Below are 23,977 nucleotides of genomic sequence, written 5' to 3' on the forward strand. Positions count from 1 at the left end.
TTTAACGGCACTACTGGTTTTGTTTCATTTGTTTTTGGAGTGCTTGCGATTGCTTTAATAGCTCTTTGCCGATAGTGGTATCTTTCACCAATAACCGCTGTAAGGGACGATCGATGACTTGTTTGATGGAATGAATGTCTTGATTATTTAAAATGGCTGTTTCTTTACTAGAAAAAGATTTATGCGCGGTCAGTTGTAAACCAAACGAGTTGTACAACAATGTATAACCAGCAATTCCAGTAATTGTCTGATAAGATTTTGAAAAGCCGCCGTCAATTACGAGAAGCGTGCCATTTGCTTTGATTGGCGATTCGCCTTTTGTTCGTTTAACTGGTGTATGGCCATTAATGATATGTCGATTTTCACCAGTCACTTCAAATTCATCTAGGATTCTTTCACAAACTTCAACCGTATCACGCAAAGAGTAGTAAGGATTCTTTTCTTCGTAATGTGTTTCTTTTTCAGCGAGAAAATAACGCTCAAAGGTTTTCATAGCTCGTTTGCCAAATAATGAGGAACCTTCGCCACACCAAAGATACCATAAACAATCTGTCGCATAGTCATCTGTAATAGCAGGCTGAGCGTATGCTTCTTCTAACATTTTCTGAAAGAAGTCAACTAAAGCTTTTCCTGAATAGGAGTGGCCTTTAAATGTATAAGCTTGAAAAGTACCGTCCGCATTCAGAGGCAGACAGCCATGAATCAATAAATTTTGATTATACACAAGGTAAAGAGAGGCTTTTTCCATTAGAAAGCGCATGTGTTTTGTTAACCGCGGCGAAGACTGAAATTGCGTTAATAAATCATCAATTATCTGTTTTTCCTCACGTGTTAATTGGTAAGGCTGCTCTTCAGAAACGGTTTGGAAACAGCTGTTAATTAATGTATAACGACATTCGTCAAAAGTAATAGTTTCCCCTTGAATCTTATCTAAGCGTAGCCGATGTGCCAAGTTAAAATCAGGACGTCGACCAATAATTTGGCCTTCTAGTTTTTCTTGAATAATGGCAATGGCTTGTTGCACACGCATCGCTACTTGTTTTTCAGCTTCAGTTAACGCACGATAGGGATTTTTCTTGGGTGCAAAAGCAGGATTTTCTTTATACGTTTCTAAACTAAATTTTTTTAAGGCGGTTAAATCGATAGTATAACGTTCTTCTAACAAATCTAAATTTCCATAGCGAGCACAAATACGTACTACATTGGCTAAACAAGCCAGTGAACCACTATAAGCAGCCAGCCAAATCATATCGTGATTGCCTAGTTGAATATCCAAGGAGTGATAGGACATTAGTCGGTCCATAATTTTATCTGGTGCTGGCCCCCGGTCATAGATATCCCCAATAACATGTAGGTGATCGATAATCAGACGTTGGATTAGATAAGCTAATTCTGTCACGAAACGTTTGGCTTCACCTAGTAAAATAATTTTTTCAATAATTTGTTGATAGTAACCGTTTTTGGTTGTTGTTTCATCATATTGATAAATCAATTCTTCGAGAATATACCCATAGGTTTCAGGAAGGGCTTTGCGAACTTTAGAACGTGTGTACTTCATCGAAGAAGAACGGACGATTTCAACCAGACGGCGAATCGTTAATAGCCACCATTCATAAGAGAGGGCGCTTTCATTTTCTAAAAGTGTTAATTTTTCTTCTGGATAGTAGATAATAAAACAAAGCTCATCCATCTGATGGGCATTTAATTCTTGTTTAAATAAAAATTGAACTTTTTCTCGGATTCGCCCAGAACCATTTCTTAAAATATGGTCAAAAGCTTCAAATTCACCATGTAAATCACTGACGAAATGTTCTGTTCCTTTCGGTAAATTCAAAATTGCTTCTAAATTAATAATTTCTTCAATTTGTTGATCGCGGTTCAGTGTAGCCAAGTCATCTGCCTTCTTTCTTTTTCGTATATACCAATTTTGATTTAAAAGATTAAAGTCTTGATAATAAAGGTTTTTTATTCGTATGCCAATTATTGTAGGCTATTTGGCGAAAAAAAGCAACAGGAGAAAGTCAGAGAAGAATGTGGAAAATTATAGGAAGCTACTGGGTTTTATGCTATGATTTTTAATAAAACAAAATGAAGGGGCGGGAAAACATGTTATTTGGTACAGCAAAAATGAATCGGGAAAATCATTTAGAAATCGGTGGTTGTGACACCGTAAAGTTGGCGCAAAAATTCGGGACGCCGTTATTTGTTTATGATGTCGCTCATATTCGCGCACAAGCACGTGGTTTTAAACAAACGTTAAATCAATTAGGTATCAAAAATAAAGTGGTTTATGCAAGTAAAGCATTTAGTTGTTTAGCTATTTATCAAGTGTTAAAGGAAGAAGATATTGCTTGCGATGTTGTCTCTGGTGGAGAACTATTCACAGCTTTAAAAGGGGGCATGGAGCCAGCGGAAATTGAATTCCATGGAAATAACAAAACCCCTGAAGAATTACGTTACGCCTTGGATAACAAAATAGGTACAATTGTCATTGATAATTTTTACGAAATTGACTTGTTGGAAGAATTATTAGCTACACGAAACCAAACACAAAAAGTTCTTTTTCGGGTGAGTCCTGGTGTGGATGCAGAAACACATGATTACATTTTGACAGGCCAAGAAGATTCAAAATTTGGTTTTGATGTTGCAAGTGGCCAGGCAACAGAAGCGCTTGTTCGTCTTTTATCAAACCCCTCTTTTGATGTGCAAGGGGTCCATTGCCATATTGGCTCGCAAATTTTTGCTGTGGAAGGCTTTTTAGCTGCTGTTGAAAAAATGTTCACTATTTTAGAAGACTGGCGGCAAGTCCATCAATTTACAGCACGTGTTTTAAATATGGGTGGTGGTTTTGGTGTGCAGTACACGCAGCAAGATGAGCCATTAGCACCAGCAACATTTGTTGAAAAAATTGTTTATTCCTTGAAAGGTCATTGTGAACAATTAGGGTATCCACTGCCTGAGCTTTGGATTGAACCAGGCCGCAGTTTAATTGCCGAAGCGGGCACAACGATATATACAGTTGGCGCGCAAAAAGAGGTTCCTGGTGTTCGTCATTTTGTTTCCGTAGATGGTGGCATGGGTGATAATATACGGCCTGCTTTGTATCAAGCGGTTTATGATGGATTTCTAGCGAATCGTGAGGGGCATGATTCAGTCAAGAAAGTCACAGTAGTTGGTAAATATTGCGAATCAGGCGATGTCTTACTTCGAGATATTTTATTGCCAGAAGTTAAAGCAGGGGATTTATTGGCCATCAGTAGTACGGGGGCTTACGGTTATTCAATGGCAAGTAATTACAACCGAAATCCTCGACCAGCGGTGGTTTTTGTCGAAGATGGACAAGCAAAATTAGTTGCTCGCCGTGAGACATATGAAGATATGACAACGTTGGATTGTTGATAGATTAAAAGTAGCCGCCTCTTTTTGAGACGGCTGTTTTTTTTTCAAAAAATAACAAAATGTAAGGGTGATTTCTTTCAGAAATGAAAAATCCATAGTATATTAAATGAAGAAGGAAATACTTTAGAAGAGGGTGTGATTTGCAGATGAAATGGCTCCTCGGGTTACTGATCATTTTTGCAATAATTGGCGTTGTTTTTTCTTTTTACATTGCCAATTATTTTTTGAAAATTGCGTTGCTTAAAGACAACCCTTGGTATCATAAAAAAGGGCATCGGTTATTAAATCCTGATAATTTTCAAGAACGTGAAACAAGATATACAAAAATAGAAGAACAACAAAAACAAGAAGGCGAAGCTTTTTGGACAGAGTCTTTTGCTGAAGATCGTTGGTTGAAAATTAAAGATGAAACATTGTATGCACGGTGCTTTATTCCTTATCCAGATAACCATCGTTGGGCGATTTGTGTGCATGGTTATCGTTCAAACGGAAAACGCGATATGGCATATACTGCATTACGTTTTGCAGAAGAAGGCTACAATGTTTTAGTTCCCGATTTGCGTGCGCACGGGAAAAGTTCAGGGGATAAAATTGGGATGGGATGGCTGGATCGGTTAGATTTATTAAGTTGGCTTAGTGAAGTTCTTGCCATTGATATGGAAGCAGAAATTATTTTAGTGGGCGGTTCCATGGGAGCGGCTACTGTCATGATGGCAAGTGGTGAAAAGTTACCAACGAATGTCCGCGGATTAATAGTGGATTGTGGCTACACTTCTGTTTATGATGAATTTAAATATGTCCTACATGAATCTTTTCATTTACCCGCTTTTCCTATTTTAACAATTGCTAATCAATTAGCATTAAATAACTATGGCTTTCAATTGAAAACCGCTTCTTCCGTGAGACAATTACACAAAAATACGTTGCCCACATTCTTTATTCACGGTACAGGTGATCGTTTTGTTCCAATGACAATGTTTGAAGAAAATTTAGCGGCAACTCAGGGGATAAAAAAAGGTCTCATTGTTGCTAAAGCACCACATTTATCTTCAAGTGTCTACGAACCTGAAAATTATTACAGTAGTATTTTTGAATTTTTGGAAGAAAACTGTCCTGCAGTAAAAACAATATCCGACTAAAAAAGACATGGATTTTCATGATTCCATGTCTTTTTTTTGTCTGACTCGTTTAGTTAAATTTAAAGTGCTTAAAAAGAAAAATAACGGCGCCAAACTACCAAGGCAAAGAAACCATTTCATTGAATAAGTTAACTCTTGCTGTAAAAGAGATTCTCGTATATAGCTGAAACCTTCGCCATGGACCCGCAAATAAATATAAATGTAAGCAAAAAGAATCACTAAAGGCAAAATACAGACTTCTAATATTTCCAAAAGATAAGGAAATGTTTTATTTAATAATTTGAGGCGTGTCTTATTCAATAGATAAGCAAAAATGAAAATTGACCATAAAAAACCAAAAAAACTAATCAAATAAAAAATCAGATTCGCACTTCCTGCATTCATAAAAGCTTTCGGGAAAAGTAGTCTGCCGATGAATGTATTTTTAATTGTAAAAGGCACATCAAAAATGGAAATATAAAGACAAAAAAGTACTAATGTTAACAAGGCATGCCAAATCTTTTTCTCCATTTCATTTAAAAAATATCTAATTACTTGGTACATTTCCATAAACTGTCGCTCCGTGTTTGAAATAATCGTAGTTTTGACTATACCATAGCTGTTCTCAATTTTCTTGAAAAAAATACACGCAACCAGCCTCGACTATACGAAACACACAGAGTGTCTAAAAAATAAGTTGCCGATCGCATTTTTTCGCATGCTAGTGTTGCACTTCTGTTTCGTTGGTGTTTTCTAATTGCTGATTTGTTGATTAAAAAAGGGAAGGAGGGAGCGCTTTTCTAGTATAATAATATAAAAGAATATAGAGAAAATCGTAGGATGGGAGTTATTCAAAGTGGCGGAAATTACAGTTAAGACAATTTCAGAGAAAGATGATTTAAAGAAGTTGTTTTTGGGTCAAGAGTATGACCAACAGCAGCCAGTTAAAAATATTTTAAAAGCTAGAACATCGAATGTCCATATTGAAAAGTACGAGGTTGTGGAGGATGTTTTTTTAAAGTTAACTGGGAAGGCGACCGCGCACAAAGATATTATGAACTCATTTTGGACAACGTATAAAATTATGTTACAACTTGTTTATCCCGATTTCTTTAGACCAGCGGAGGTAATTGGGGAAAATCAAGAAAGCTATTTAGAAAAACCTTCTGAACAGAATTTTCTTGCAGTAAATAGCAAGTATCCGCCTCATGATTCCGGGGCATCGGCTGTGATTTCGGACCGATATTTAACTTATTTTGACCAAGTTTTTCCTGACTATTTACCAAATCCTGTACCAAAAAAATATACATGGAATGAATTTCTTCTCGACAATTTTACTAAATTTGAGCGAGTTCATCAGGACCCACAATTAAAGCGTTTTGCCGAACTTACCCATTCAATTGGAAACATTACAGTAGTTCCACTAGGATTTAACAGCGGAAGAAGTTTATCGTTTAAAGATTATTGGGATTATTCTTTAGAACAACTTTCGATATTTTTAGCTTCATTTCATTCATGGGAAAGCTACGTTCATACGTATGAGATGCAACCATTTTTAAATGAACAGTATCAACCAGTAGCGCTATGGAAAAATCATTTGAAAAAAGACTCGTTTATCTTACCTCAGAATATAGAGGAGATAAATGAATATTTAGTTCAAGTAAATCAACGAATAGAAAAAAGAGGGCAGCGAATAGTGAATCGGTTGTAATGAAATAAGAATCGCCTTTTCGCTAAATGTTGAAAGACTCGAATCTTGTGCTCTTTTATTGACTCAGAAACAGAGAACAATTAAACTACTAGATTAGTATCAAAAAATAATTGCGTATAGGAATAACCAGTCGCATGTTTAAATAACTTTTAGGTCTTATGTAAGTAACAAAAGTTATTAGTACGAAGCAATCATTTTAGAAAGGAGCTTTTATGCAATTCACATTATTAAATCAAGAAAATCAAGCCTATTGGGAAGCAACCTACATAGAAGCTTTTCCAGAAGAAGAGAGACTGCCGTTTGATCAATTATTGATGTCTTCTCAAGCAGGAAAATTTCATTTGTTTGTTATTCAAGAGGCGGATGAGAACGTGGGGATTTTGTTAAATAGTCCAATTGCACCTGAAGCAACCTATGTCTTTTTCTTTGCAATTGATCAGCACCACCGAAACAAACGATTAGGCTCAACCGTGTTAGCGTTATTGAAGACACGTTATCCTAAGGGGGTTCTTTTAGAGAGTGAAGAAATTGGCAAAAATGCAGCGAATGAAGCCCAAAGAGAAAAACGTTATCAGTTTTATGAAAGAAATGGCGTGCTGGATACGGGGTATCTGATTATGGATAGAGGGCTCACTTTTCATATCATGTTTGCTGGAGCGTCAGGCTTCGGTGGAACGCAGCTAAAGTTTTTATTAGACTTCCATCCAGTAGCAAAAATTTGGAAAAAGCCAAGTATTGATGGCATCAGGTAGTTTTTTTCAAATAAGTAAATTAAACAAACAAAAAAACATATGAAAGAACGGACCAATCGGTTCTTTCATATGTTTTTTATCATTAGCCTCGAAATAACTAGCGAATACCCAAAGCAATTCGTGCGTAACGGCTCATTTTATCCGTTGTCCAAGCAGGGTACCAGACTAATTTTACTTCGATATTATTCACTTCAGGAATATCTTTTAAAACACCATGGATTTGTTCTGTTAAAACATCTGCTAACGGACAACCCATTGTGGTTAAGGTCATTTTGATGACAGTATCACCAGTTTCTTCTGCAAATTCAACTTCATAAATTAGTCCTAAATTAACAATATCGATGCCTAATTCAGGGTCAATCACTGTTTCTAATGCAGTTAAAATATCTTCTTTAATTGCTTCAACTTCTTCGGTTGAACGTTGTTGAGGTTGTTCACTCATTCGTCTTCTACTCCTTTGCAAGTTGCCTCTTTACTATCATACCTTTTTTAAGAATGTTTGTAAATGAGAAGTATCTCACATGTCATGGAATTTACTGATTTATTAAAAAAGCTCATAAAATTTTAAATTCATTTTATTTTAATCTAAATCTCATTATTTTATTGACATTAGAAAACAATGAGTTTAGAATGATCGATAACAATCTAAATTTAATTTTTGGATATTTTTAAAAAACTGAATTTTCAGTCAATTGAAAATATCAAAGGGAGGATTTTATGAAAATTAAGCAGGTACATGTTAGGGCATCGAAAATTAAACTGAAAGAAACATTTACGATCGCTTTGGGGACGATAGAATCAGCGGATAGTGCAATTGTGGAAATTGAAACAGAAGAGGGATTAGTTGGATATGGAGAAGGAGGGCCAGGCATTTTTATTACCGGTGAAACGTTGGCTGGCACGATTGAAACGATCGAATTATTTGGCCAAGCAATCATTGGCTTAAACCCCTTTAATATTGAGAAAATTCATGAAGTGATGGATAAAATATCTGCTTTCGCTCCAGCGGCAAAAGCAGCAATTGATATTGCTTGTTATGATTTGATGGGTCAAAAAGCCCAACTGCCTCTTTATCAATTGTTAGGCGGCTATGATAACCAAGTAATAACGGATATTACACTAGGTATTGATGAACCAAATGTGATGGCACAAAAAGCCGTCGAAAAAGTCAAACTAGGTTTTGATACATTAAAAATTAAAGTCGGAACAGGAATTGAAGCTGATATCGCAAGAGTAAAAGCGATTCGTGAAGCAGTTGGCTTTGATATCAAGCTCCGCTTAGATGCGAATCAGGCTTGGACGCCCAAAGATGCAGTTAAAGCGATTCAAGAATTAGCAGATTATCAAATTGAATTAGTGGAACAGCCAGTTAAAAGACGCGATTTAGAAGGTCTAAAATACGTTACTTCACAAGTTAATACGACAATTATGGCTGATGAAAGCTGTTTTGATGCTCAAGATGCGTTGGAATTAGTTAAAAAAGGCACAGTCGATGTTATCAATATAAAATTAATGAAGTGTGGCGGCATTCATGAAGCGCTGAAAATTAATCAGATTTGTGAAACAGCAGGCATCGAATGCATGATTGGTTGCATGGCGGAAGAAACAACCATTGGCATCACGGCTGCTGCCCATTTAGCTGCTGCTCAAAAGAATATCACACGAGCAGATTTAGATGCGACATTCGGTTTAGAAACTGCGCCCGTAACTGGGGGCGTATCCTTAGAAGCAAAACCATTATTGGAATTAGGAGAAGCAGCTGGATTAGGCATTTCTCATTAAAAAAGGAGTAAAGCAAATGAAGTATGATTTAAAGTATCTTAGTGTTCCTTTGCCTGAGGAAATTCAAAGGGTGAAAGAATTTGGCGATTTTGCAAGTGCGGATATTGCCATTGATTTTTGGTTGACAAAAGAACTTCCGCAGGCATTAAAAGAACGTTTGATAATTGAAAAAGATGTCATTAAAATGATGCGTATGAATGAGTATCCTCATAGCTTTGCAAAAGCTGATCAAATGATGAGAGACACTTTTCAGGATTATCAAACAGAGGAATTAATTCGTTTAAAAGAAACGGGATTAGTGGACTGGGTTTATATTGACGGTGAACCGTATTTCCAACTTCGATTTTTGGCCAATTTAATTAAAACAAATGCGGCATATGTTGCACGTTTGCGGGAAGCAGAAAGCAATCAATTAGAAATTCTCCGCAAAAAAGAACTAAAAGAGAACATCGAACAAATGCAAAAAAACGGTGGTAGAAAAGTGAGAACAACAATTAAAGCCACCATTCAGGTGAAAAAAGAATTTGAGCGTCCAGGTGAGCGTGTTCGTGTCCATTTGCCGCTACCCAAAGCGTGTCAACAACAATCAGAAATTGAAATCCTAGCTACGTCACCTGAGGCAACCTATATTGCGGCAGAAGATGCGCCTCAACGAACACTGTGTTTTGAAACAATCTTAAAAGAAAATCAAACGTTTACAGTTGAATATTGTTATGTTAATCGGATGGTTTACCAACAGTTAGAAGAAAGTAACGTAGACAAAATGCAACCAAGCTTTGATTTAGAGGAACAGTTACCGCATATTCGATTCACGCCTTATTTAAGAAATTTAGCAGATGAGATTGTGGGCGATGAAAGTAATCCCTTAAAAAAGGCACGCTTGATTTATGACTTTGTGACGACAAAGATTCATTATTCATTCATGCGTGAATATTTTACAATTTCCAATATTTCAGAGTATGCTGCAACTAATTTAAAAGGTGACTGCGGCGTGCAAGCGATTTTGTTTATCACGCTTTGTCGGATTGCAGGGATACCAGCCAAATGGCAATCGGGATTATATATTTCTACACATTATACAGGCTGTCATGATTGGGCACAATTTTATATAGAACCGTACGGCTGGCTCTTTGCGGATTTATCTTTTGGCGGAGGTGCTTACCGAGATGGGGATAGGCAGCGGTGGAATCATTATTTCGGCAATTTAGATGTTTTTAGAATGGTCGCAAATAGTGAGATCCAGGCAGACTTTCAGCCGGCAAAAATGCAATTGCGTGCAGACCCAATTGACAACCAGCGGGGAGAATTTGAGTACGAAAATGAGGGCTTGCCCTACGCATGCTTGATAGTTTCGCAAGAACGGCTTTCCATGGAAGAGTTGCCGTTTGATTGACACATAGGGGGAATAGTATGAAAAAGTTAAAAATGATGGGGATTATGTTATTTGTTAGTACGGTCTTGGTAGGTTGTGGCACAACAGCAGAAACAAAAAGAGACGAGAAAGCAACTGAGAAAACCAGTGTCTCGAAAAAAGTTTTAAATTTAATGGAGAACTCGGAAATCGGTTCAATGGATTCTATTTTTACACAAGATGAAGCCAGTATTAACGCACAGTCCAATGTCTATGAAGGGTTATATCAATTGGATGAGAAGGATCAACTAATACCAGCTGCTGCTAAAGAGATGCCTGAAATTTCTGAAGATGGCAAACGATATACCATTAAACTAAGAGAAGATGGCAAGTGGTCCAATGGTGATGCTGTAACAGCCAATGATTTCGTTTTTGCTTGGCGTAAATTAGCGAATCCCAAAAACCAAGCCAATTACTTTTTCTTGTTAGAAGGAACGATTCTGAACGGAACAGCTATTACAAAAGAGGAAAAAGCACCAGAGGAATTGGGTGTCAAAGCGCTTGATGATTATACTTTGGAGGTTACTTTAGAAAAGCCTGTACCGTATTTTACGTCGTTATTGGCATTTTCTCCATTTTTCCCACAAAACGAAGCATTCGTGAAAGAAAAAGGACAAGCCTATGGCACTTCTAGTGAAATGATTGTATCTAATGGTCCATTTTTAATGAAAAATTGGGATCAGTCAGCGATGTCATGGGACTTTGTGCGTAATCCCGACTATTACGATAAAGAAAAAGTAAAATCAGAAACGATTCATTTTGAAGTTCTTAAAGAAACCAATACCGTTTATAATTTGTACGAATCAGGTGAATTAGATGTGGCTGTCTTAACAGGAGATTTTGCTAAACAAAATCGAGACAACCCAGACTATGAAGCAATCGAACGGTCAAAAGTCTATTCCTTACGTTTAAACCAAAAAAGAAACGAAAAACCATCCATTTTTGCAAATGAGAATGTCCGCAAAGCTTTAGCTTATGCTTTGGATAAAAAAAGTTTAGTCGATAATATTTTAGCAGATGGTTCAAAAGAAATTTATGGGTACATTCCAGAAAAATTTGTATATAACCCAGAAACGAATGAAGATTTTCGTCAAGAAGCAGGCGCCCTTGTCAAAACAGACGCCAAAAAAGCCAAAGAGTATTTAGATAAAGCAAAAGCAGAGCTAAACGGAGATGTAGCCATTGAACTTCTTTCAAGAGATGGTGATAGTGACCGAAAAGTGGCTGAATTTATCCAAGGCCAGTTACAAGAAACGTTGCCAGGTCTCACTATTAATGTCAAAACAGTTCCTTTAAATAATGCGATTGAATTAATGAGAAAAGGGGATTATGAATTGTCTGTTGGCATGTGGGGACCCGATTATCAGGATCCAATGACTTTTTTAGAAAGCTCAGTTAGTGGTAACCGTATGAACTATTCTAGCCCAACGTTTGATCAACTAATTGAAGAAGCAACAACTAAATACGCAAATGATCCTGAAACTCGTTGGCAAACATTAATTAAAGCTGAAAAAGTATTGGTGGAAGAAGATGCCGCTTTAATTCCTTTATACCAAGAGGCCCGTAGTCAGCTTATACGACCAGGTGTCAAAGGTATTCAGTATCATAACTTCGGTGCAACGAGCACATATAAGTATGCCTATAAAGAATAAATTAGTGAACGAGCGTGGGACAAAAATCACTTTGGATTTTTGCTCCACGCTCAAAAACTGATAAACGGCGGGAACAGAAGCAACACTATGCGTTGCTCCGATCTCAACAACTTCTAAGGTGTTTTCTCGACATGCGTCTCGTCACAGTACAGCCTTCAAAAGAGCTACAGCTCTAAGAGTTGCGATGTTTCACTGTGAAGCATGAACAGATGAAATCATCGTACCTACTTGGTGAAGGTCCTTCGGAAATAAGCCGAAATTGTTGAGAATCACGAAGAACGTAGTGATTCGATGATGAACAATACCTACTTGGTCTCCAAAAATTAAAGAACACCGGGTAGGTATCATGCAACATCAACTCGTTCCTCGTTGTGTTTTATGACAATTTTCGGAAATTCCTTCTTATTGCTGAGAAACACTATTTGCAAAGCAAATAGATGTTGAACAGTACCTACTTGGTTCTCGGAATTAAACACTTCTGTCCCGACCTCTTCCCGATAAGAGCTTCTTTTTTGTTAATAGTCAACAATTAATAAAAAAATAATTGAAAAAGGTTGACAAAAATAATGATACTCGTTAGAATAAGCACTGTTAACAAATGAATAGCGTTTTCATGTGACTAGATAATACTAGGCATGGAAGAATTTCGTAATACAATGTGGTGTACAATGGTTACGCAACATGTTTAACGGGATTGTTCTATGCTTTTTTTGTTGTTTTCACTGAAAATGTTAGAATTACTTCTGCAGAAGAGGGTCATTTATGAAAATTAAAAAGGTGCTAAATCAAAATGCTGTACTTGTTCTTGACGAAGGACAGGAGAAAGTAGCTGTCGGTAAAGGCGTCGGGTTTAATAAGACTAAAAATGATGTCTTATCTCGACAATTGGTGGAGCGGATGTTTGTGATGGAGCCAGAAGGACTGAAAAAACTTCAAGTACTGCTATCACAAATTGAAGACAAATACTTTTTAGCGAGTGAAGAAATTATCCAACATGCTGAAACGGTATTGGGTGAAAAGTTGAATGAACATATTAATATTGGGTTGAGTGATCACATTGCTTTTGCAGCTGAAAATATTCAAAATAATATTATTGTTCGGAACAAGCTTTTAAGTGAAATTGAGATTTTATATAGTGAAGAATTTGCTATTGCTCAATGGGCTGTAGAATATTTAACACAAACCTTAGAGATTCCATTTAGTTATGATGAAGCGGGGTATATTGCAATTCATATCCATAGTGCTCGCAGCGGGCGTACTGATAATAGTAAAAGTATCCGTGAAGTTACAATCGTTTCTGAAATTATTCATTTAATCGAGCAGGAATTGGCTATTGATATTCATGATGATAAAAATAGTCTCAGTTATTCACGTTTGGTGAATCATTTACGTTTGTTTATTCATCGCTTCCAACAAAATCAATATGCTGTTTTAGATGAAGAAATTTTGGAAGTCGTAAAGAAAAAGTATGCTGAAAGCTATGAAATCTCAAAAAAAGTACAAGTCTTATTAATGAGAAATTTTCATTATCAAGTACCAAATGAAGAACTTGGTTATTTATCGATTCACATTGAACGATTAAGAATGACCAAATAATAAAAATTAAATAGTTTATGTGAGGAGTTACGTATAATGAAAGCGTATATGCAAAGAATGGGACGTTCGTTAATGTTACCAGTTGCTGTATTACCAGCGGCTTCTTTATTAGTCGGTATTGCCAACTGGATCGTGGGAACAATCGGCGCTAGTCCAGCCACAACTTTTCTAATGAATGGTGGTTTGGCTATCTTAAACAACTTAGCATTATTATTTGCGGTTGGTTTAGCGTTAGGAATGTCAAAAGATAAAGATGGATCGGCAGCATTAGCTGGTTTAGTCGCTTATTTAGTGCCAAAAACTGTTTTAGCGCCTGCTTCTATCCAAGCCATTAAAGGCTTCAAGGATATTGCTGAAGTAAACCCAGCCTTCAACAGCATGGACAACAATGTCTTTGTCGGGATTGTCGCTGGTTTAGTTGCCGCGGCAATGTATAATCGTTTCTCTGGTGTGAAATTGCCAATGGCTTTATCATTCTTTAGTGGAAAACGTTTAGTTCCTATTATGTCAGCTATTTCGATGTTAGCAATCTCAGCTGTCTTATTCTTCTTCTGGCCAGTTGTTTATAACGGATTAGTTGCTTTTGGTAAAGGAATCTCTAGCTTAGGTTTCGTAGGAGCTGGCTTGTATGGTTTCTTTAACCGACTATTAATTCCAACAGGATTACACCATGCCTTGAATTCTGTTTTCTGGTTTGATGTTGCTGGTATCAATGATATTGGGAACTTTTTAGCTGGTCAACAAGCGTTAGATACTGGTAAAGCAATTGTAGGACAAACAGGGATGTACCAAGCTGGTTTCTTCCCAGTAATGATGTTCGGTTTACCAGCAGGTGCTTTTGCTATTTATCAATGTGCACGTCCTGAGAAGAAAAAAGTTACAGCTTCATTAATGTTAGCTGCTGGTTTTGCGGCTTTCTTTACAGGCGTTACTGAACCTTTAGAATTCTCATTTATGTTCGTTGCTTGGCCTTTATATGTTTTACATGCAGTCTTTACAGGTATTTCTTTAGCATTCGCTGCGTTTATGCATTGGACAGCTGGCTTTGCCTTTAGTGCAGGTTTTGTAGACTTCTTCTTAAGTTTGAAAAATCCAGTCGCGAATCATCCAATGATGTTGGTGGTTCAAGGACTTGTCTTTGCAGCAATTTACTACTTCGGTTTCCGTTTTGCAATCACTAAGTTTAACTTAATGACACCAGGACGTGAAGAAGGCGATGGCGAAGAAACGCCAGATGTTGCAGAAGGTGACAACAAATTTGCTTCTCTAGCTCGTCGTATTTATGATGGTTTAGGCGCTGATGCTAATGTAACTTCTATTGATAACTGTACAACTCGTTTACGCTTAACAGTGAAAGATACAGGCAAAGTGGATCAAGCAAAAATTAAAGCAACTGGGGTTCCTGGTGTGAAAGTCATTGATGACACCAATATCCAAGTGATTGTTGGTACGGAAGTACAATTTGTTGCTGACGAAATGCAACGATTATATAACCACCAAGCGCCAGCAACACCAGTCAAAGAAACACCTGTTTCTCAACCAGTTGTTGAAAAAAAAGCACCAGTTTCAACAAAAGAAACTGAATTATATTCTGTAGCGAATGGGAAAGTTATTCCTATTTCTGAAGTACCAGATGATGTTTTCTCAGCAAAAATGATGGGTGACGGTTTTGCTGTCGTACCAACAGACGGCGAAGTTTCAACACCCGTTGCTGGTAAAATTACTAGCATTTTCCCAACAAAACATGCGTTAGGTATCCAAACAGATTCAGGCATTGAAGTATTATTACACATGGGTCTAGATACTGTTGAGTTACAAGGTGGACCATTTACATTACATGTTGAAGAAGGCCAAGTTGTAAAACAAGGCGATAAAATTGCAACCATTGATTTAGCGGCATTAGAACAAGCTGGCAAAAAATCAGATTTAATTGTTGTTTTCACAAATCAAGATATCGTTGCTCAATACGATTTACAAAAAGCAGGTCAAACGACTTCAATGAATGATGTAATCGGAAATGTTACCGTAAAATAAAAGTAAAAAAGGGCTAGCCGTAAGGCAGCCCTTTTTTGTATTCTTTGAAAGTATTAGTGTCTGTAGAGCCAGTAATTCAAAATCGCTTGCTCTACAGATTTTTATTTATAAATAGCCTTAGAAAGTTTCGCATAATTGAACACTTTAACCACTCACAAAAATGGCCAATGTAACGGACAGAAAACAAGGAAGCGTTTTCTTTTATATGGATTATAATAAATATATCAAGGAGGGGTTGCTATGAGTTCGAAAAAAGAACGTGGACAAAAATTGTTGTTACTTCTCTCAAAAAAACAAGATTATATGACTGCAGAAGAATTGGCAAACTGCCTAAGTACTTCTCCTAAGACAGTTTATCGTTTGATAAAAAAAATTAACGATGAATTTTCAGAAGGTTCACTCATATTATCTGAGAAAGGACGAGGATACAAGCTAGACTATGAACGATTTATGGAACAGAATCGACATTTAGTCGAAAAAGAAAGTGATTTTTCGCCAAGGGAAAGACGCAATCGAATTCTGGAGGAATTGTTGTTAGCTTCTCCACAAGCTAAAAATGTTTATGAATTATTTGCAAGATATTATGTTGGCGATTCTGTGATATTTAGCGATGAACAACAATTATCCGAAGATTTAAAGAAATATGATTTAACACTCAAACGGAAAAATCGAACGTTGGCAATTATCGGTGAGGAAAGAGCTATCAGGAAAGCCATTTCCGATAGAATACAACTGTTGAACATTATCGATATTGAGGATCTTCGAAACAACAAAGCATTAAATTTTAATAATTATGATGTCCTTTTTACGTTAGATCAAGTCAGGAACATTGAAAAAAAACTGGATATTACTATTCCACATCCATATAACGTAAACATCTTTTCGCATCTTTATATCTTAATTAGTCGTTCACGAAAAGTAGCTATTTCTGAAAAATACCAATTATCTAACGAAGAAGAACAAGAATTAACAAAGGACTTAGTACTCAAAAAGGTCGCGCAAACAACGATTCAACAGATTGAAACTTATTTAAATAAGAGACTGCCTAACGTTGAAATTTATTACTTATATCAATATTTGGTTTCTTCTAGGATGCAAGGTTCGTTTAGTAAAGTAACTAATTTTTCTTTCAAAGTAATGCAAGTTACTCAATTTTATTTAGAGGAAATGAGTGCACAACTAAAAATTTTAACTGATAATGATCAGCTACTTCTTGAATTGGCTAGTCATATAAAACCAATGATAAATCGTCTTGAAAACGGCATACATGTTAAGAATAGTTTATTGGATCAAATAAAAATGACGTATGAAACAATTTTCGGAAAAATTGCGCAAGTTTCTAAGCAAGTAAGTAAAAACTATCAACTGCCGGCTATAAACGAAGATGAGAATGGGTTTATTACATTGTATTTTGCGCGAATGATTGAAACCAATCAGTTACCTATTCGTACTTTGATTATGTGTACCACTGGAATTGGAACTTCAGAACTATTGAGAGTAAAAGTTGAAAAGAAATTCCCTGAATTACAAATTGTTGAAATTATTGCCACACGAAATATAAAGAAATCATTAAAAGATTATTCTGATATTGAATTGATTCTTACAACGATTCATTTACAGGAAAAGGTCCCCATTAAATCATTGTTGGTAAGTGCCATGTTTACAATGGATGATCAGTATCGATTACAAAGAAAAGTTGAGGAAATCTATCATGAACGTTAATCCTTTATACCAAGTTTTCCTAAACCAAGAACTTCTTTCAAAACAGCAAGTATATCAATTCATTGCAGAAACAGCAGCACCTTTGTTAACGCTCGAAGAAAAAAAGCAGATTGAGGAATCTTTGGTAAATCGTGAGAAGATGGGAAGTAATCAGATTGCAGAGCAAGTTGTCTTGCCACATTTAGAGAATGCACTCTTGAAAAAAAGTGAAATATATCTGATTGGCTTAAAAACAGAAATCCAAGAATGGACGGCAGACATTAAGCAAGTGAAATTAATTATTGTCATTTTACTAAAAGAAAATGAACAGTTAAAAGTAAAAAAAGAAATCAGTCGATTTACTAGAAAATTAGCAAATGAAGACTTCTTAGAAAAGTTGTTGCGTTTAAAAACAGAAACAGATTTTTATAAAATTATAGAAAAATTTGAGGAGGAAAAATAATGAAGATAGTCGGCGTAGCAGCCTGCACAGTAGGAATTGCTCACACATATATCGCACAAGAAAAATTGGAGAACGCTGCAAAAAAAGCAGGAGTTGAGATCCATGTAGAAACACAAGGGACCATTGGGATTGAAAACAAACTAACGGATGAACAAATTAAGGAAGCGGACATTGTTATATTAGCCATTGATGTAAAAATTTCTGGAAGAGAGCGTTTTGATGGGAAACGAATCATTCAAGTACCTACAGAAGTTGCTGTAAAATCACCCACTAAACTAATTGAAAAAGCAGAAGAAGTTATGACACAAGAAAAGTAATCTTCTAGGAGGAATTGTAATGGAAGTAAAGGATATCATTGACTTAAAAACCGTTAAAACGAATATGAATGTAAATACAAAAGAGGAAGCGTTAAAAGAATTAGCCAATCTTTTGCTTGAAAATGGCAATATTTCAGAGGAAAAAGGTTTTATAAAAGATATCTATGATAGAGAGGCGGAAGGCCAAACAGGCATCGGAAACTATCTAGCCATTCCACATGGCAAAAGTGCGTATGTAAAAAAAATAGGCGTGGCCATTGGTATTAATAGTACAGAAATTCCTTGGGAATCTTTAGATGATAATGGCGTAAAAGGAATCATTCTTTTTGCTGTGGGTAATGATCATAAAGAAACAACTAGCCATCTTAAACTATTATCATTGTTTGCCAGAAAACTCGGAAATGATGAAGTAGTGAGAGAATTCCTTCAATCAAAATCGCCAGAGGATGTAGTGAAGGCATTCTCTTAATGAAATTACTGAGACAGCATATTGTGGATATTTTCTACAGAAGAATCCACAACAGTAATTTTTTTAAATAGAAAATAAAATGAAAAGAACAATGTTTAGGAGGATAAAAATGAAAAAACTAAAAGAGTTAAATCTTAAAGGTCATTTATTAACAGCAATCTCATATTTAATTCCAATTGTCTGTGGCGCTGGCTTTTTAATTGCAATTGGTATGGGGGTTGGTGGCTCAAGTCAAGGAACCTTGGTGCCAGGTGAATTTTCGCTTTGGGATGCTTTAGCTACTATGGGTGGCGCTGGCTTAGGCTTACTGCCGGTTGTTATATCTACTGGCATTTCCTTTTCAATCGCTGGTAAACCTGGAATTGCTCCGGGCTTTATTATTGGTTTAACTGCGAATGCAGTTGGCGCTGGCTTTATTGGTGGTATCTTAGGTGGTTACTTGGCAGGATATCTTGTATTAGCTATTTTAAAATATGTGAAATTACCAAACTGGGCGAGAGGGTTAATGCCAACATTAATTATTCCATTTTTAACCTCAATTACTGGTGGATTAATCATGGTATATATTATCGGGACCCCAATAACGGCATTTACTTCATTATTAACGAACTTTTTAGATAGCTTAGGTAACTCGTCATTATTAATTTTTGGTGGTGTAATTGGTTTATTAAGTGGTATAGACTATGGCGGACCCATTAACAAAACTGTTTTTGCCTTTGTTTTGACAATGCAAGCGGAAGGACTTAATGGACCAATTACAGCATTGCAATTAGTAAATACAGCAACGCCAATAGGCTTTGGATTAGCTTTCTTCTTTGCTAAATTATTTAGAAAAAATATTTATACAAAACTAGAAGTTGAAACGTTAAAGTCTGCCGTACCAATGGGCGTGATTAACATTGTTGAAGGTGTTATTCCTTTAGTTATGAATGATATTGTCCGAGGAGTCATTGCTACAGCGATTGGCGGCTTCGTGGGTGGCGCAACAACAATGATCTTAGGGGCGGATGCGACTGTTCCATTTGGCGGTGTTTTAATGATTCCAACAATGAGTAAACCGCTGGCTGGTGTTATTGCAATTGTTGTAAACGCTGTGGTTACCGGTTTAGTTTTAGCTATTATTAAGAAAGATATAACTGAGAAAGATATGGAAGCTTTAGTAGAAAAAGAAGAAGAGGAGATAAACTTGGAAGATATTCAGATTTTCTAAACAAAATGAAAAAGCGCAACAAAATTAATGCAATTTATATTGCCTGTCAGAGATGTGTCAACGTCTGAATATAACGAGTTAGAAAAATTTTCAAAAACATCAACCAAATAATCAGATAGAAAGAGTTGAAAATTAGAATGAACAAAGTTGAATTTTCTCCGTCACTAATGACGATGGATTTGGACAAGTTTAAACAACAAATCACCTTTTTGAATGATCATGTTGCTTCGTATCACATAGACATTATGGATGGTCACTATGTGCCAAACATTACATTATCTCCGTGGTTTATTGAGGAGTTAAGAAAAATTTCGAAGCTCCCAGTATCTGCCCATTTAATGGTTACGAATCCAAGCTTTTGGGTACAACAACTAGTAGATATCAAATGTGAATGGATTTGTATGCATGCAGAGGTTTTAGATGGTCTAGCATTTCGCCTAATTGACCAAATTCACAATGCTAATCTTAAAACAGGGATCGTCCTTAATCCCGAAACGCCTATTGAATCAATCTTTCCATATATTGAATTGTTGGATAAAATCACAATCATGACCGTTGATCCAGGCTTTGCTGGCCAGCGATTTATTGAAGGAACACTTGATAAAATTGTTGCTCTTCGTAATTTACGTGAAGAAAAAGGGTATCGTTATGTAATTGAAATGGACGGCTCATCGAATAGAAATTCATTTAAGCGAATTGATGCTGCAGGACCTGATATTTATATTGTTGGTAGAAGCGGATTGTTTGGATTGAATGAAGATATTGAAAAAGCTTGGAGAATGATGAGTAGAGACTATGAAGAAATGACTGGGAAAAAAATTCCATAAAACATTTGACTGTTTGTTAAAAGAATAGATAAGTTGTATAAAGTCAAGCCTAGAAAAGAATTTTGTTCATTCTTATCTGGGCTTTTTTGATGCAATAAATAAGCGCCAATAGAACAAAATTACTTGTTATTCTATTCTAGATGAAAACGTTCAATCTTGCGAAGTTACGGTTTGTTCACAAAAAAGTTACTTTTATTAAATAAAACTAAAGAAGTAACAAAAACTTCGCTTTTTTCAGTTATTTCAAGTAACATAGAACGTATCTTAAAAGAAAAAGTTTGGATGATTCGATGCGTAGAGTAAGAAAAATAATTTATAAAATCATGCTACTTTTGTTTGTTGGTTTAGTTGCTGGTCTTGGCTATCTTGGCTATAAAATACATCAAAATGTTGAAACGGTAATGACCTTTGAAAAACAAGTAGAAGCAGAAGTCAAAAAAAATAAAATACCTGAATACAAAACATTAGCTTTAGCGATTATCTATACAGAATCTAAAGGGAAATCTGGCGATATTATGCAGAGCAGTGAAAGTGTTTATGGACAACAAGAAGTGATTGAAACACCAGAGGAAAGTATCGCACATGGCGTCAAATTTCTCGCGGAAGCGTTAGCGAAAGCAAAAGAAGCTGGCTGTGATGAGTGGACAGGCGTACAAGCATATAATTATGGACTGGATTATATTCAATTTGTTAAAGAACGCGGTGGGAAACACACGACAGAGTTAGCAGAAGAATATTCAAGAGAAGTCCTTTCACCGTTGCTAGGGAATGACCAAAATACGAGATATCGTTATTATCGTTGGCAAGCGTTAGTTTACAATGGTGGTTACCTTTATCAAAATGGTGGCAATATGTTCTATGCGGAAATTGTCAAAATGAATCGTTGGTTTATTGAAAAGTTAAATTAAAACGAGAAAAGTCTAAAGAATTCTTTCAACTTACAGGAATTTTTTAGGCTTTTCTTGCAGTTTCATGAAAATGCAAGTAAACTAGAAGGGATGTAACTGATTAATTGAAAAGGTAGGGAAAGAGCTGGATGTTGAATAAAGTCGACCTGAAAAAAGGGTTAAGTACAGAAGAAGTTGCCAAGCAGAAAGAGTTAGGCCTTCAAAATAATTATGAGGAAAATGTAGCAAAATCTACAAAAGATATTATTTTTGATAACGTCATGACGTTATTCAACTTTTTAAACTTTGCAATCGCTGTTTGTTTACTATTTGTCGGAGCGTATTCTAATCTGGCTTTCTTAGCGATTATTATTGTGAACATGTCAATCGGGATTTTCCAAGAAATTCATGCCCGTAATTTAGTTCAAAAATTATCTATTGTGGCAAAAGAAAATGTTCATGTTGTTCGAAATGGCGTACAACAAGAAATTGATACAAAAGAACTAGTTATGGAAGATATTGTTATTATCTCTGCAGGGGAACAAGTTCCTTCTGATATGGAAGTTATTGACGGTAAAGTCGAAGCGAATGAAGCGTTGTTAACAGGTGAATCAGATTTAATTGAAAAGGAAATCGGCGATACCTTGCTTTCTGGAAGTTTCATTGTTAGCGGACAAGCCTATGCCCGTGTTATCCACGTTGGTGCCGAAAACTATGCTGTGAAAATCACCCAAGAAGCCAAAGTGCATAAACCAATTCAATCAGAGTTAGTCAATTCGATTCGTAAAGTCTCTAAATTTACAAGTTGGGTGATTATTCCTCTGGGGATTATTTTATTTGTTGAAGCTTTTTGGTTAAGAGATGCTGGCATTAAAACATCTGTTGTTGCTTCTGCAGCTGCTTTGTTAGGGATGTTACCAAAAGGATTAGTACTATTAATTAGTATTGCGCTGACAACAGGTGTCATTAAGTTAGCCAAAAAACGTATTCTAGTACAAGATATGTACTCAATTGAAACATTGGCCCATGTGGACACTTTGTGTTTAGATAAAACTGGAACGATTACAGAAGGTAAAATGAAAGTGCAAAAGGCGATTATTTTGCATGACAAATATGAAGAACTTTTCCCGCAGATTATCGGAAGCTACCTATCTGAAAGTACGGATAATAATATTACAATGCAAGCAATTCGTGATCATTATGAAGTATCCAATCGATTTGGCGCAAAAGAAGTCTTGGCTTTTTCTTCTGAACGAAAATGGGGAGCTATTGAATTTCCAGAAATTGGGACGGTTTATTTAGGGGCTCCTGAGCGTTTGGTAGACGATAGTCGGTTGCCGGAAGCTGTTTTTACAGCACAAGAGAATGGGTATCGCGTCTTGATGTTAGCTATTGCGGAGCAACAACCGTTAAACGAAACCAAAATGCCTTATTTAGAGCCATTAGCGATTCTAGAAATTGATGATCCAATTCGCCAAAATGCCAAAGAAACACTGGCTTATCTAAAAGAAGAAGGAATCGACTTAAAAGTAATTTCTGGTGATAATCCGGTAACTGTTTCAAATATTGCTCGTCGTGCTGGGCTACCCGGTTATGAGTCTTATATTGATTTGTCGACCAAAACGACAGAAGCAGAAGTGCGAGAAGCGGTTCAGCAATACACAGTGTTCGGACGTGTATCGCCTCAGCAAAAACGAACCATTGTGCGTGAGTTGAAAGACACAGAGCATGTGGTGGCGATGACCGGCGATGGCGTCAACGATGTTTTAGCGTTACGAGAAGCGGATTGTAGTATCGCCATGGCAGAGGGAGATGGCGCTACTCGGCAAATTTCTAATCTAGTTTTGCTAGATTCTGATTTTACAACGTTACCAGATGTCTTGTTTGAAGGACGACGTGTGGTAAATAATGTAACCCGAGTTTCCAGCGTTTTCTTCATTAAAACGATTTATTCGTTTATTCTCTCAATCATTTGTGCCTTAACGGCCATTGCGTTCCCGTTCATTCCGATTCAAGTGACCTTGATTGATTTAGCAATTGAAGGATATCCAGCCTTCTTCTTATCTTTCGAAGGGGACAAACGAAAAGTTGTCGGGAAGTTTTTACCAACGGCTTTGAAAAATGCGTCTGTTAATGCGCTTTTAGTTGTAGCGAATATCATTGCTGTTTATCTGATTGGACAAAATCAAGGATTTTCTTCTTTAGACACCACGACGTTAATGTATTATTTATTAGTTGGAATTAGCTGTATGGCTGTTGTTCGAGCATGTCTGCCTTTAAATCCACTACGCATTTTCTTGGTTTTCAGTACCATTATTGGTATTTATGTAGCAGCTATGTTATTCCACAACATTTTAGAAATTGGTTTCTTAACTTCGCAAACAATGGGTCTCTTCTTTATTATGATGGCCATTAATATTGTAGTGCGTGTAACAATTGGTTTCGTACAAATGAAACGTGCTGGAAAAACAATTAAAGATTTATAAAAAGCAGAGGTTGAGCTAAAAGCATTCGTCTCCAGAAATGCAGTTCTTCTTTAAATCTTGAAGGAAGTCGGAGCAAGCTTGATGTTTAACTGATTATTTTAAGAGTTAGTGTCTGGGGCAGGAGTCAGGATGACTTTTGTCCTAGATACTTTCTTTTTTTGT

Annotated in this window: 20 protein-coding genes; 17 read left to right on the top strand and 3 right to left on the bottom strand. The window is 36.3% G+C overall.

The genetic code is table 11. The features are described 5' to 3' along the window. Nucleotides 1-10: 10 nt before the first annotated feature. Nucleotides 11-1,891 (bottom strand): fructose-bisphosphatase class III, encoded by a 1,881-nt coding sequence (locus IGK82_RS06220; protein ID WP_002394434.1) that lies wholly within the window; start codon nt 1,889-1,891, stop codon nt 11-13. 197 nt (nt 1,892-2,088) lie between these two features. Between IGK82_RS06220 and lysA the strand changes: the two genes are divergently transcribed. Then, on the top strand, nt 2,089-3,399 hold the full coding sequence (lysA, locus tag IGK82_RS06225) for a diaminopimelate decarboxylase (protein WP_002360386.1): 1,311 nt from the start codon (nt 2,089-2,091) through the stop codon (nt 3,397-3,399). A gap of 146 nt (nt 3,400-3,545) precedes the next feature. Next, complete coding sequence (locus tag IGK82_RS06230) at nt 3,546-4,538, top strand: alpha/beta hydrolase (protein WP_002388090.1); 993 nt, start codon at nt 3,546-3,548, stop codon at nt 4,536-4,538. Nucleotides 4,539-4,553: 15 nt separating this feature from the next. Here IGK82_RS06230 and IGK82_RS06235 read toward each other — a convergent pair whose 3' ends face one another. Then, nucleotides 4,554-5,087 (bottom strand): hypothetical protein, encoded by a 534-nt coding sequence (locus tag IGK82_RS06235; RefSeq protein ID WP_002360384.1) that lies wholly within the window; start codon nt 5,085-5,087, stop codon nt 4,554-4,556. Nucleotides 5,088-5,373: 286 nt separating this feature from the next. Here IGK82_RS06235 and IGK82_RS06240 point away from each other — a divergent pair, with 286 nt between their 5' ends. Further along, complete coding sequence (locus IGK82_RS06240; RefSeq protein WP_016622275.1) at nt 5,374-6,228, top strand: hypothetical protein; 855 nt, start codon at nt 5,374-5,376, stop codon at nt 6,226-6,228. A gap of 212 nt (nt 6,229-6,440) precedes the next feature. Continuing rightward, the gene (locus IGK82_RS06245) at nt 6,441-6,980 is read left to right on the top strand and encodes a GNAT family N-acetyltransferase (RefSeq protein WP_010709407.1); all 540 of its coding nucleotides are present in this window, start codon (nt 6,441-6,443) and stop codon (nt 6,978-6,980) included. A gap of 97 nt (nt 6,981-7,077) precedes the next feature. On the opposite strand, the gene IGK82_RS06250 is transcribed toward IGK82_RS06245, so the two are convergent. After that, nucleotides 7,078-7,422 carry a metal-sulfur cluster assembly factor gene (locus IGK82_RS06250; protein WP_002357660.1) on the bottom strand — a complete coding sequence of 115 codons (345 nt, stop codon included), beginning with the start codon at nt 7,420-7,422 and terminating at the stop codon, nt 7,078-7,080. Nucleotides 7,423-7,697: 275 nt separating this feature from the next. Between IGK82_RS06250 and IGK82_RS06255 the strand changes: the two genes are divergently transcribed. The 13 genes from IGK82_RS06255 (at nt 7,698) to IGK82_RS06315 (ending at nt 23,815) form a co-directional block, all read left to right on the top strand. Beyond that, entirely contained in the window at nt 7,698-8,762 is a 1,065-nt protein-coding gene (locus tag IGK82_RS06255; protein WP_002360381.1) for a dipeptide epimerase, read from the top strand. Nucleotides 8,763-8,778: 16 nt separating this feature from the next. Continuing rightward, on the top strand, nt 8,779-10,155 hold the full coding sequence (locus IGK82_RS06260; protein ID WP_010709408.1) for a transglutaminase-like domain-containing protein: 1,377 nt from the start codon (nt 8,779-8,781) through the stop codon (nt 10,153-10,155). Between the two features lie 17 nt (nt 10,156-10,172). After that, nucleotides 10,173-11,825, top strand: coding sequence for a peptide ABC transporter substrate-binding protein (locus tag IGK82_RS06265; RefSeq protein WP_010709409.1), 1,653 nt, complete (start codon nt 10,173-10,175; stop codon nt 11,823-11,825). Between the two features lie 762 nt (nt 11,826-12,587). Further along, nucleotides 12,588-13,421 carry a PRD domain-containing protein gene (locus IGK82_RS06270; protein ID WP_002357655.1) on the top strand — a complete coding sequence of 278 codons (834 nt, stop codon included), beginning with the start codon at nt 12,588-12,590 and terminating at the stop codon, nt 13,419-13,421. A gap of 36 nt (nt 13,422-13,457) precedes the next feature. Then, on the top strand, nt 13,458-15,455 hold the full coding sequence (gene nagE, locus IGK82_RS06275) for an N-acetylglucosamine-specific PTS transporter subunit IIBC (RefSeq protein ID WP_002404382.1): 1,998 nt from the start codon (nt 13,458-13,460) through the stop codon (nt 15,453-15,455). A gap of 240 nt (nt 15,456-15,695) precedes the next feature. After that, complete coding sequence (locus IGK82_RS06280; RefSeq protein ID WP_002389096.1) at nt 15,696-17,177, top strand: BglG family transcription antiterminator; 1,482 nt, start codon at nt 15,696-15,698, stop codon at nt 17,175-17,177. After that, nucleotides 17,167-17,619 carry a PTS sugar transporter subunit IIA gene (locus IGK82_RS06285; RefSeq protein ID WP_010709411.1) on the top strand — a complete coding sequence of 151 codons (453 nt, stop codon included), beginning with the start codon at nt 17,167-17,169 and terminating at the stop codon, nt 17,617-17,619. The genes IGK82_RS06280 and IGK82_RS06285 overlap by 11 nt, the downstream gene beginning before the upstream one ends. After that, on the top strand, nt 17,619-17,936 hold the full coding sequence (locus IGK82_RS06290) for a PTS fructose transporter subunit IIB (RefSeq protein ID WP_002357651.1): 318 nt from the start codon (nt 17,619-17,621) through the stop codon (nt 17,934-17,936). Before IGK82_RS06285 ends, IGK82_RS06290 begins: the two co-directional genes overlap by 1 nt. A 19-nt stretch (nt 17,937-17,955) precedes the next feature. Beyond that, entirely contained in the window at nt 17,956-18,405 is a 450-nt protein-coding gene (locus tag IGK82_RS06295; protein ID WP_002365638.1) for a PTS sugar transporter subunit IIA, read from the top strand. A gap of 109 nt (nt 18,406-18,514) precedes the next feature. Continuing rightward, complete coding sequence (locus IGK82_RS06300; protein ID WP_010709413.1) at nt 18,515-19,615, top strand: PTS fructose transporter subunit IIC; 1,101 nt, start codon at nt 18,515-18,517, stop codon at nt 19,613-19,615. 137 nt (nt 19,616-19,752) lie between these two features. Then, entirely contained in the window at nt 19,753-20,442 is a 690-nt protein-coding gene (gene alsE, locus IGK82_RS06305) for a D-allulose 6-phosphate 3-epimerase (RefSeq protein ID WP_002396372.1), read from the top strand. A gap of 290 nt (nt 20,443-20,732) precedes the next feature. Next, nucleotides 20,733-21,350 (top strand): lysozyme family protein, encoded by a 618-nt coding sequence (locus IGK82_RS06310; RefSeq protein WP_002380274.1) that lies wholly within the window; start codon nt 20,733-20,735, stop codon nt 21,348-21,350. 128 nt (nt 21,351-21,478) lie between these two features. Further along, the gene (locus tag IGK82_RS06315) at nt 21,479-23,815 is read left to right on the top strand and encodes a cation-translocating P-type ATPase (protein WP_002357645.1); all 2,337 of its coding nucleotides are present in this window, start codon (nt 21,479-21,481) and stop codon (nt 23,813-23,815) included. Nucleotides 23,816-23,977 lie beyond the last annotated feature (162 nt).

Origin of the sequence: Enterococcus sp. AZ197 (assembly GCF_050556405.1) — a bacterium.
Lineage (GTDB): Bacteria > Bacillota > Bacilli > Lactobacillales > Enterococcaceae > Enterococcus > Enterococcus faecalis.

Bases quoted from the DNA above. Each gene is read 5' to 3' on its own strand.
- lysA (WP_002360386.1), top strand. From the start codon at position 2,089: ATGAAGGGGCGGGAAAACATGTTATTTGGTACAGCAAAAATGAATCGG.
- IGK82_RS06230 (WP_002388090.1), top strand. From the start codon at position 3,546: ATGAAATGGCTCCTCGGGTTACTGATCATTTTTGCAATAATTGGCGTT.
- IGK82_RS06235 (WP_002360384.1), bottom strand. From the start codon at position 5,087: ATGGAAATGTACCAAGTAATTAGATATTTTTTAAATGAAATGGAGAAA.
- IGK82_RS06245 (WP_010709407.1), top strand. From the start codon at position 6,441: ATGCAATTCACATTATTAAATCAAGAAAATCAAGCCTATTGGGAAGCA.
- IGK82_RS06250 (WP_002357660.1), bottom strand. From the start codon at position 7,422: ATGAGTGAACAACCTCAACAACGTTCAACCGAAGAAGTTGAAGCAATT.
- IGK82_RS06255 (WP_002360381.1), top strand. From the start codon at position 7,698: ATGAAAATTAAGCAGGTACATGTTAGGGCATCGAAAATTAAACTGAAA.
- IGK82_RS06260 (WP_010709408.1), top strand. From the start codon at position 8,779: ATGAAGTATGATTTAAAGTATCTTAGTGTTCCTTTGCCTGAGGAAATT.
- IGK82_RS06265 (WP_010709409.1), top strand. From the start codon at position 10,173: ATGAAAAAGTTAAAAATGATGGGGATTATGTTATTTGTTAGTACGGTC.
- IGK82_RS06270 (WP_002357655.1), top strand. From the start codon at position 12,588: ATGAAAATTAAAAAGGTGCTAAATCAAAATGCTGTACTTGTTCTTGAC.
- nagE (WP_002404382.1), top strand. From the start codon at position 13,458: ATGAAAGCGTATATGCAAAGAATGGGACGTTCGTTAATGTTACCAGTT.
- IGK82_RS06280 (WP_002389096.1), top strand. From the start codon at position 15,696: ATGAGTTCGAAAAAAGAACGTGGACAAAAATTGTTGTTACTTCTCTCA.
- IGK82_RS06285 (WP_010709411.1), top strand. From the start codon at position 17,167: ATGAACGTTAATCCTTTATACCAAGTTTTCCTAAACCAAGAACTTCTT.
- IGK82_RS06290 (WP_002357651.1), top strand. From the start codon at position 17,619: ATGAAGATAGTCGGCGTAGCAGCCTGCACAGTAGGAATTGCTCACACA.
- IGK82_RS06295 (WP_002365638.1), top strand. From the start codon at position 17,956: ATGGAAGTAAAGGATATCATTGACTTAAAAACCGTTAAAACGAATATG.
- IGK82_RS06300 (WP_010709413.1), top strand. From the start codon at position 18,515: ATGAAAAAACTAAAAGAGTTAAATCTTAAAGGTCATTTATTAACAGCA.
- alsE (WP_002396372.1), top strand. From the start codon at position 19,753: ATGAACAAAGTTGAATTTTCTCCGTCACTAATGACGATGGATTTGGAC.
- IGK82_RS06310 (WP_002380274.1), top strand. From the start codon at position 20,733: ATGCGTAGAGTAAGAAAAATAATTTATAAAATCATGCTACTTTTGTTT.
- IGK82_RS06315 (WP_002357645.1), top strand. From the start codon at position 21,479: ATGTTGAATAAAGTCGACCTGAAAAAAGGGTTAAGTACAGAAGAAGTT.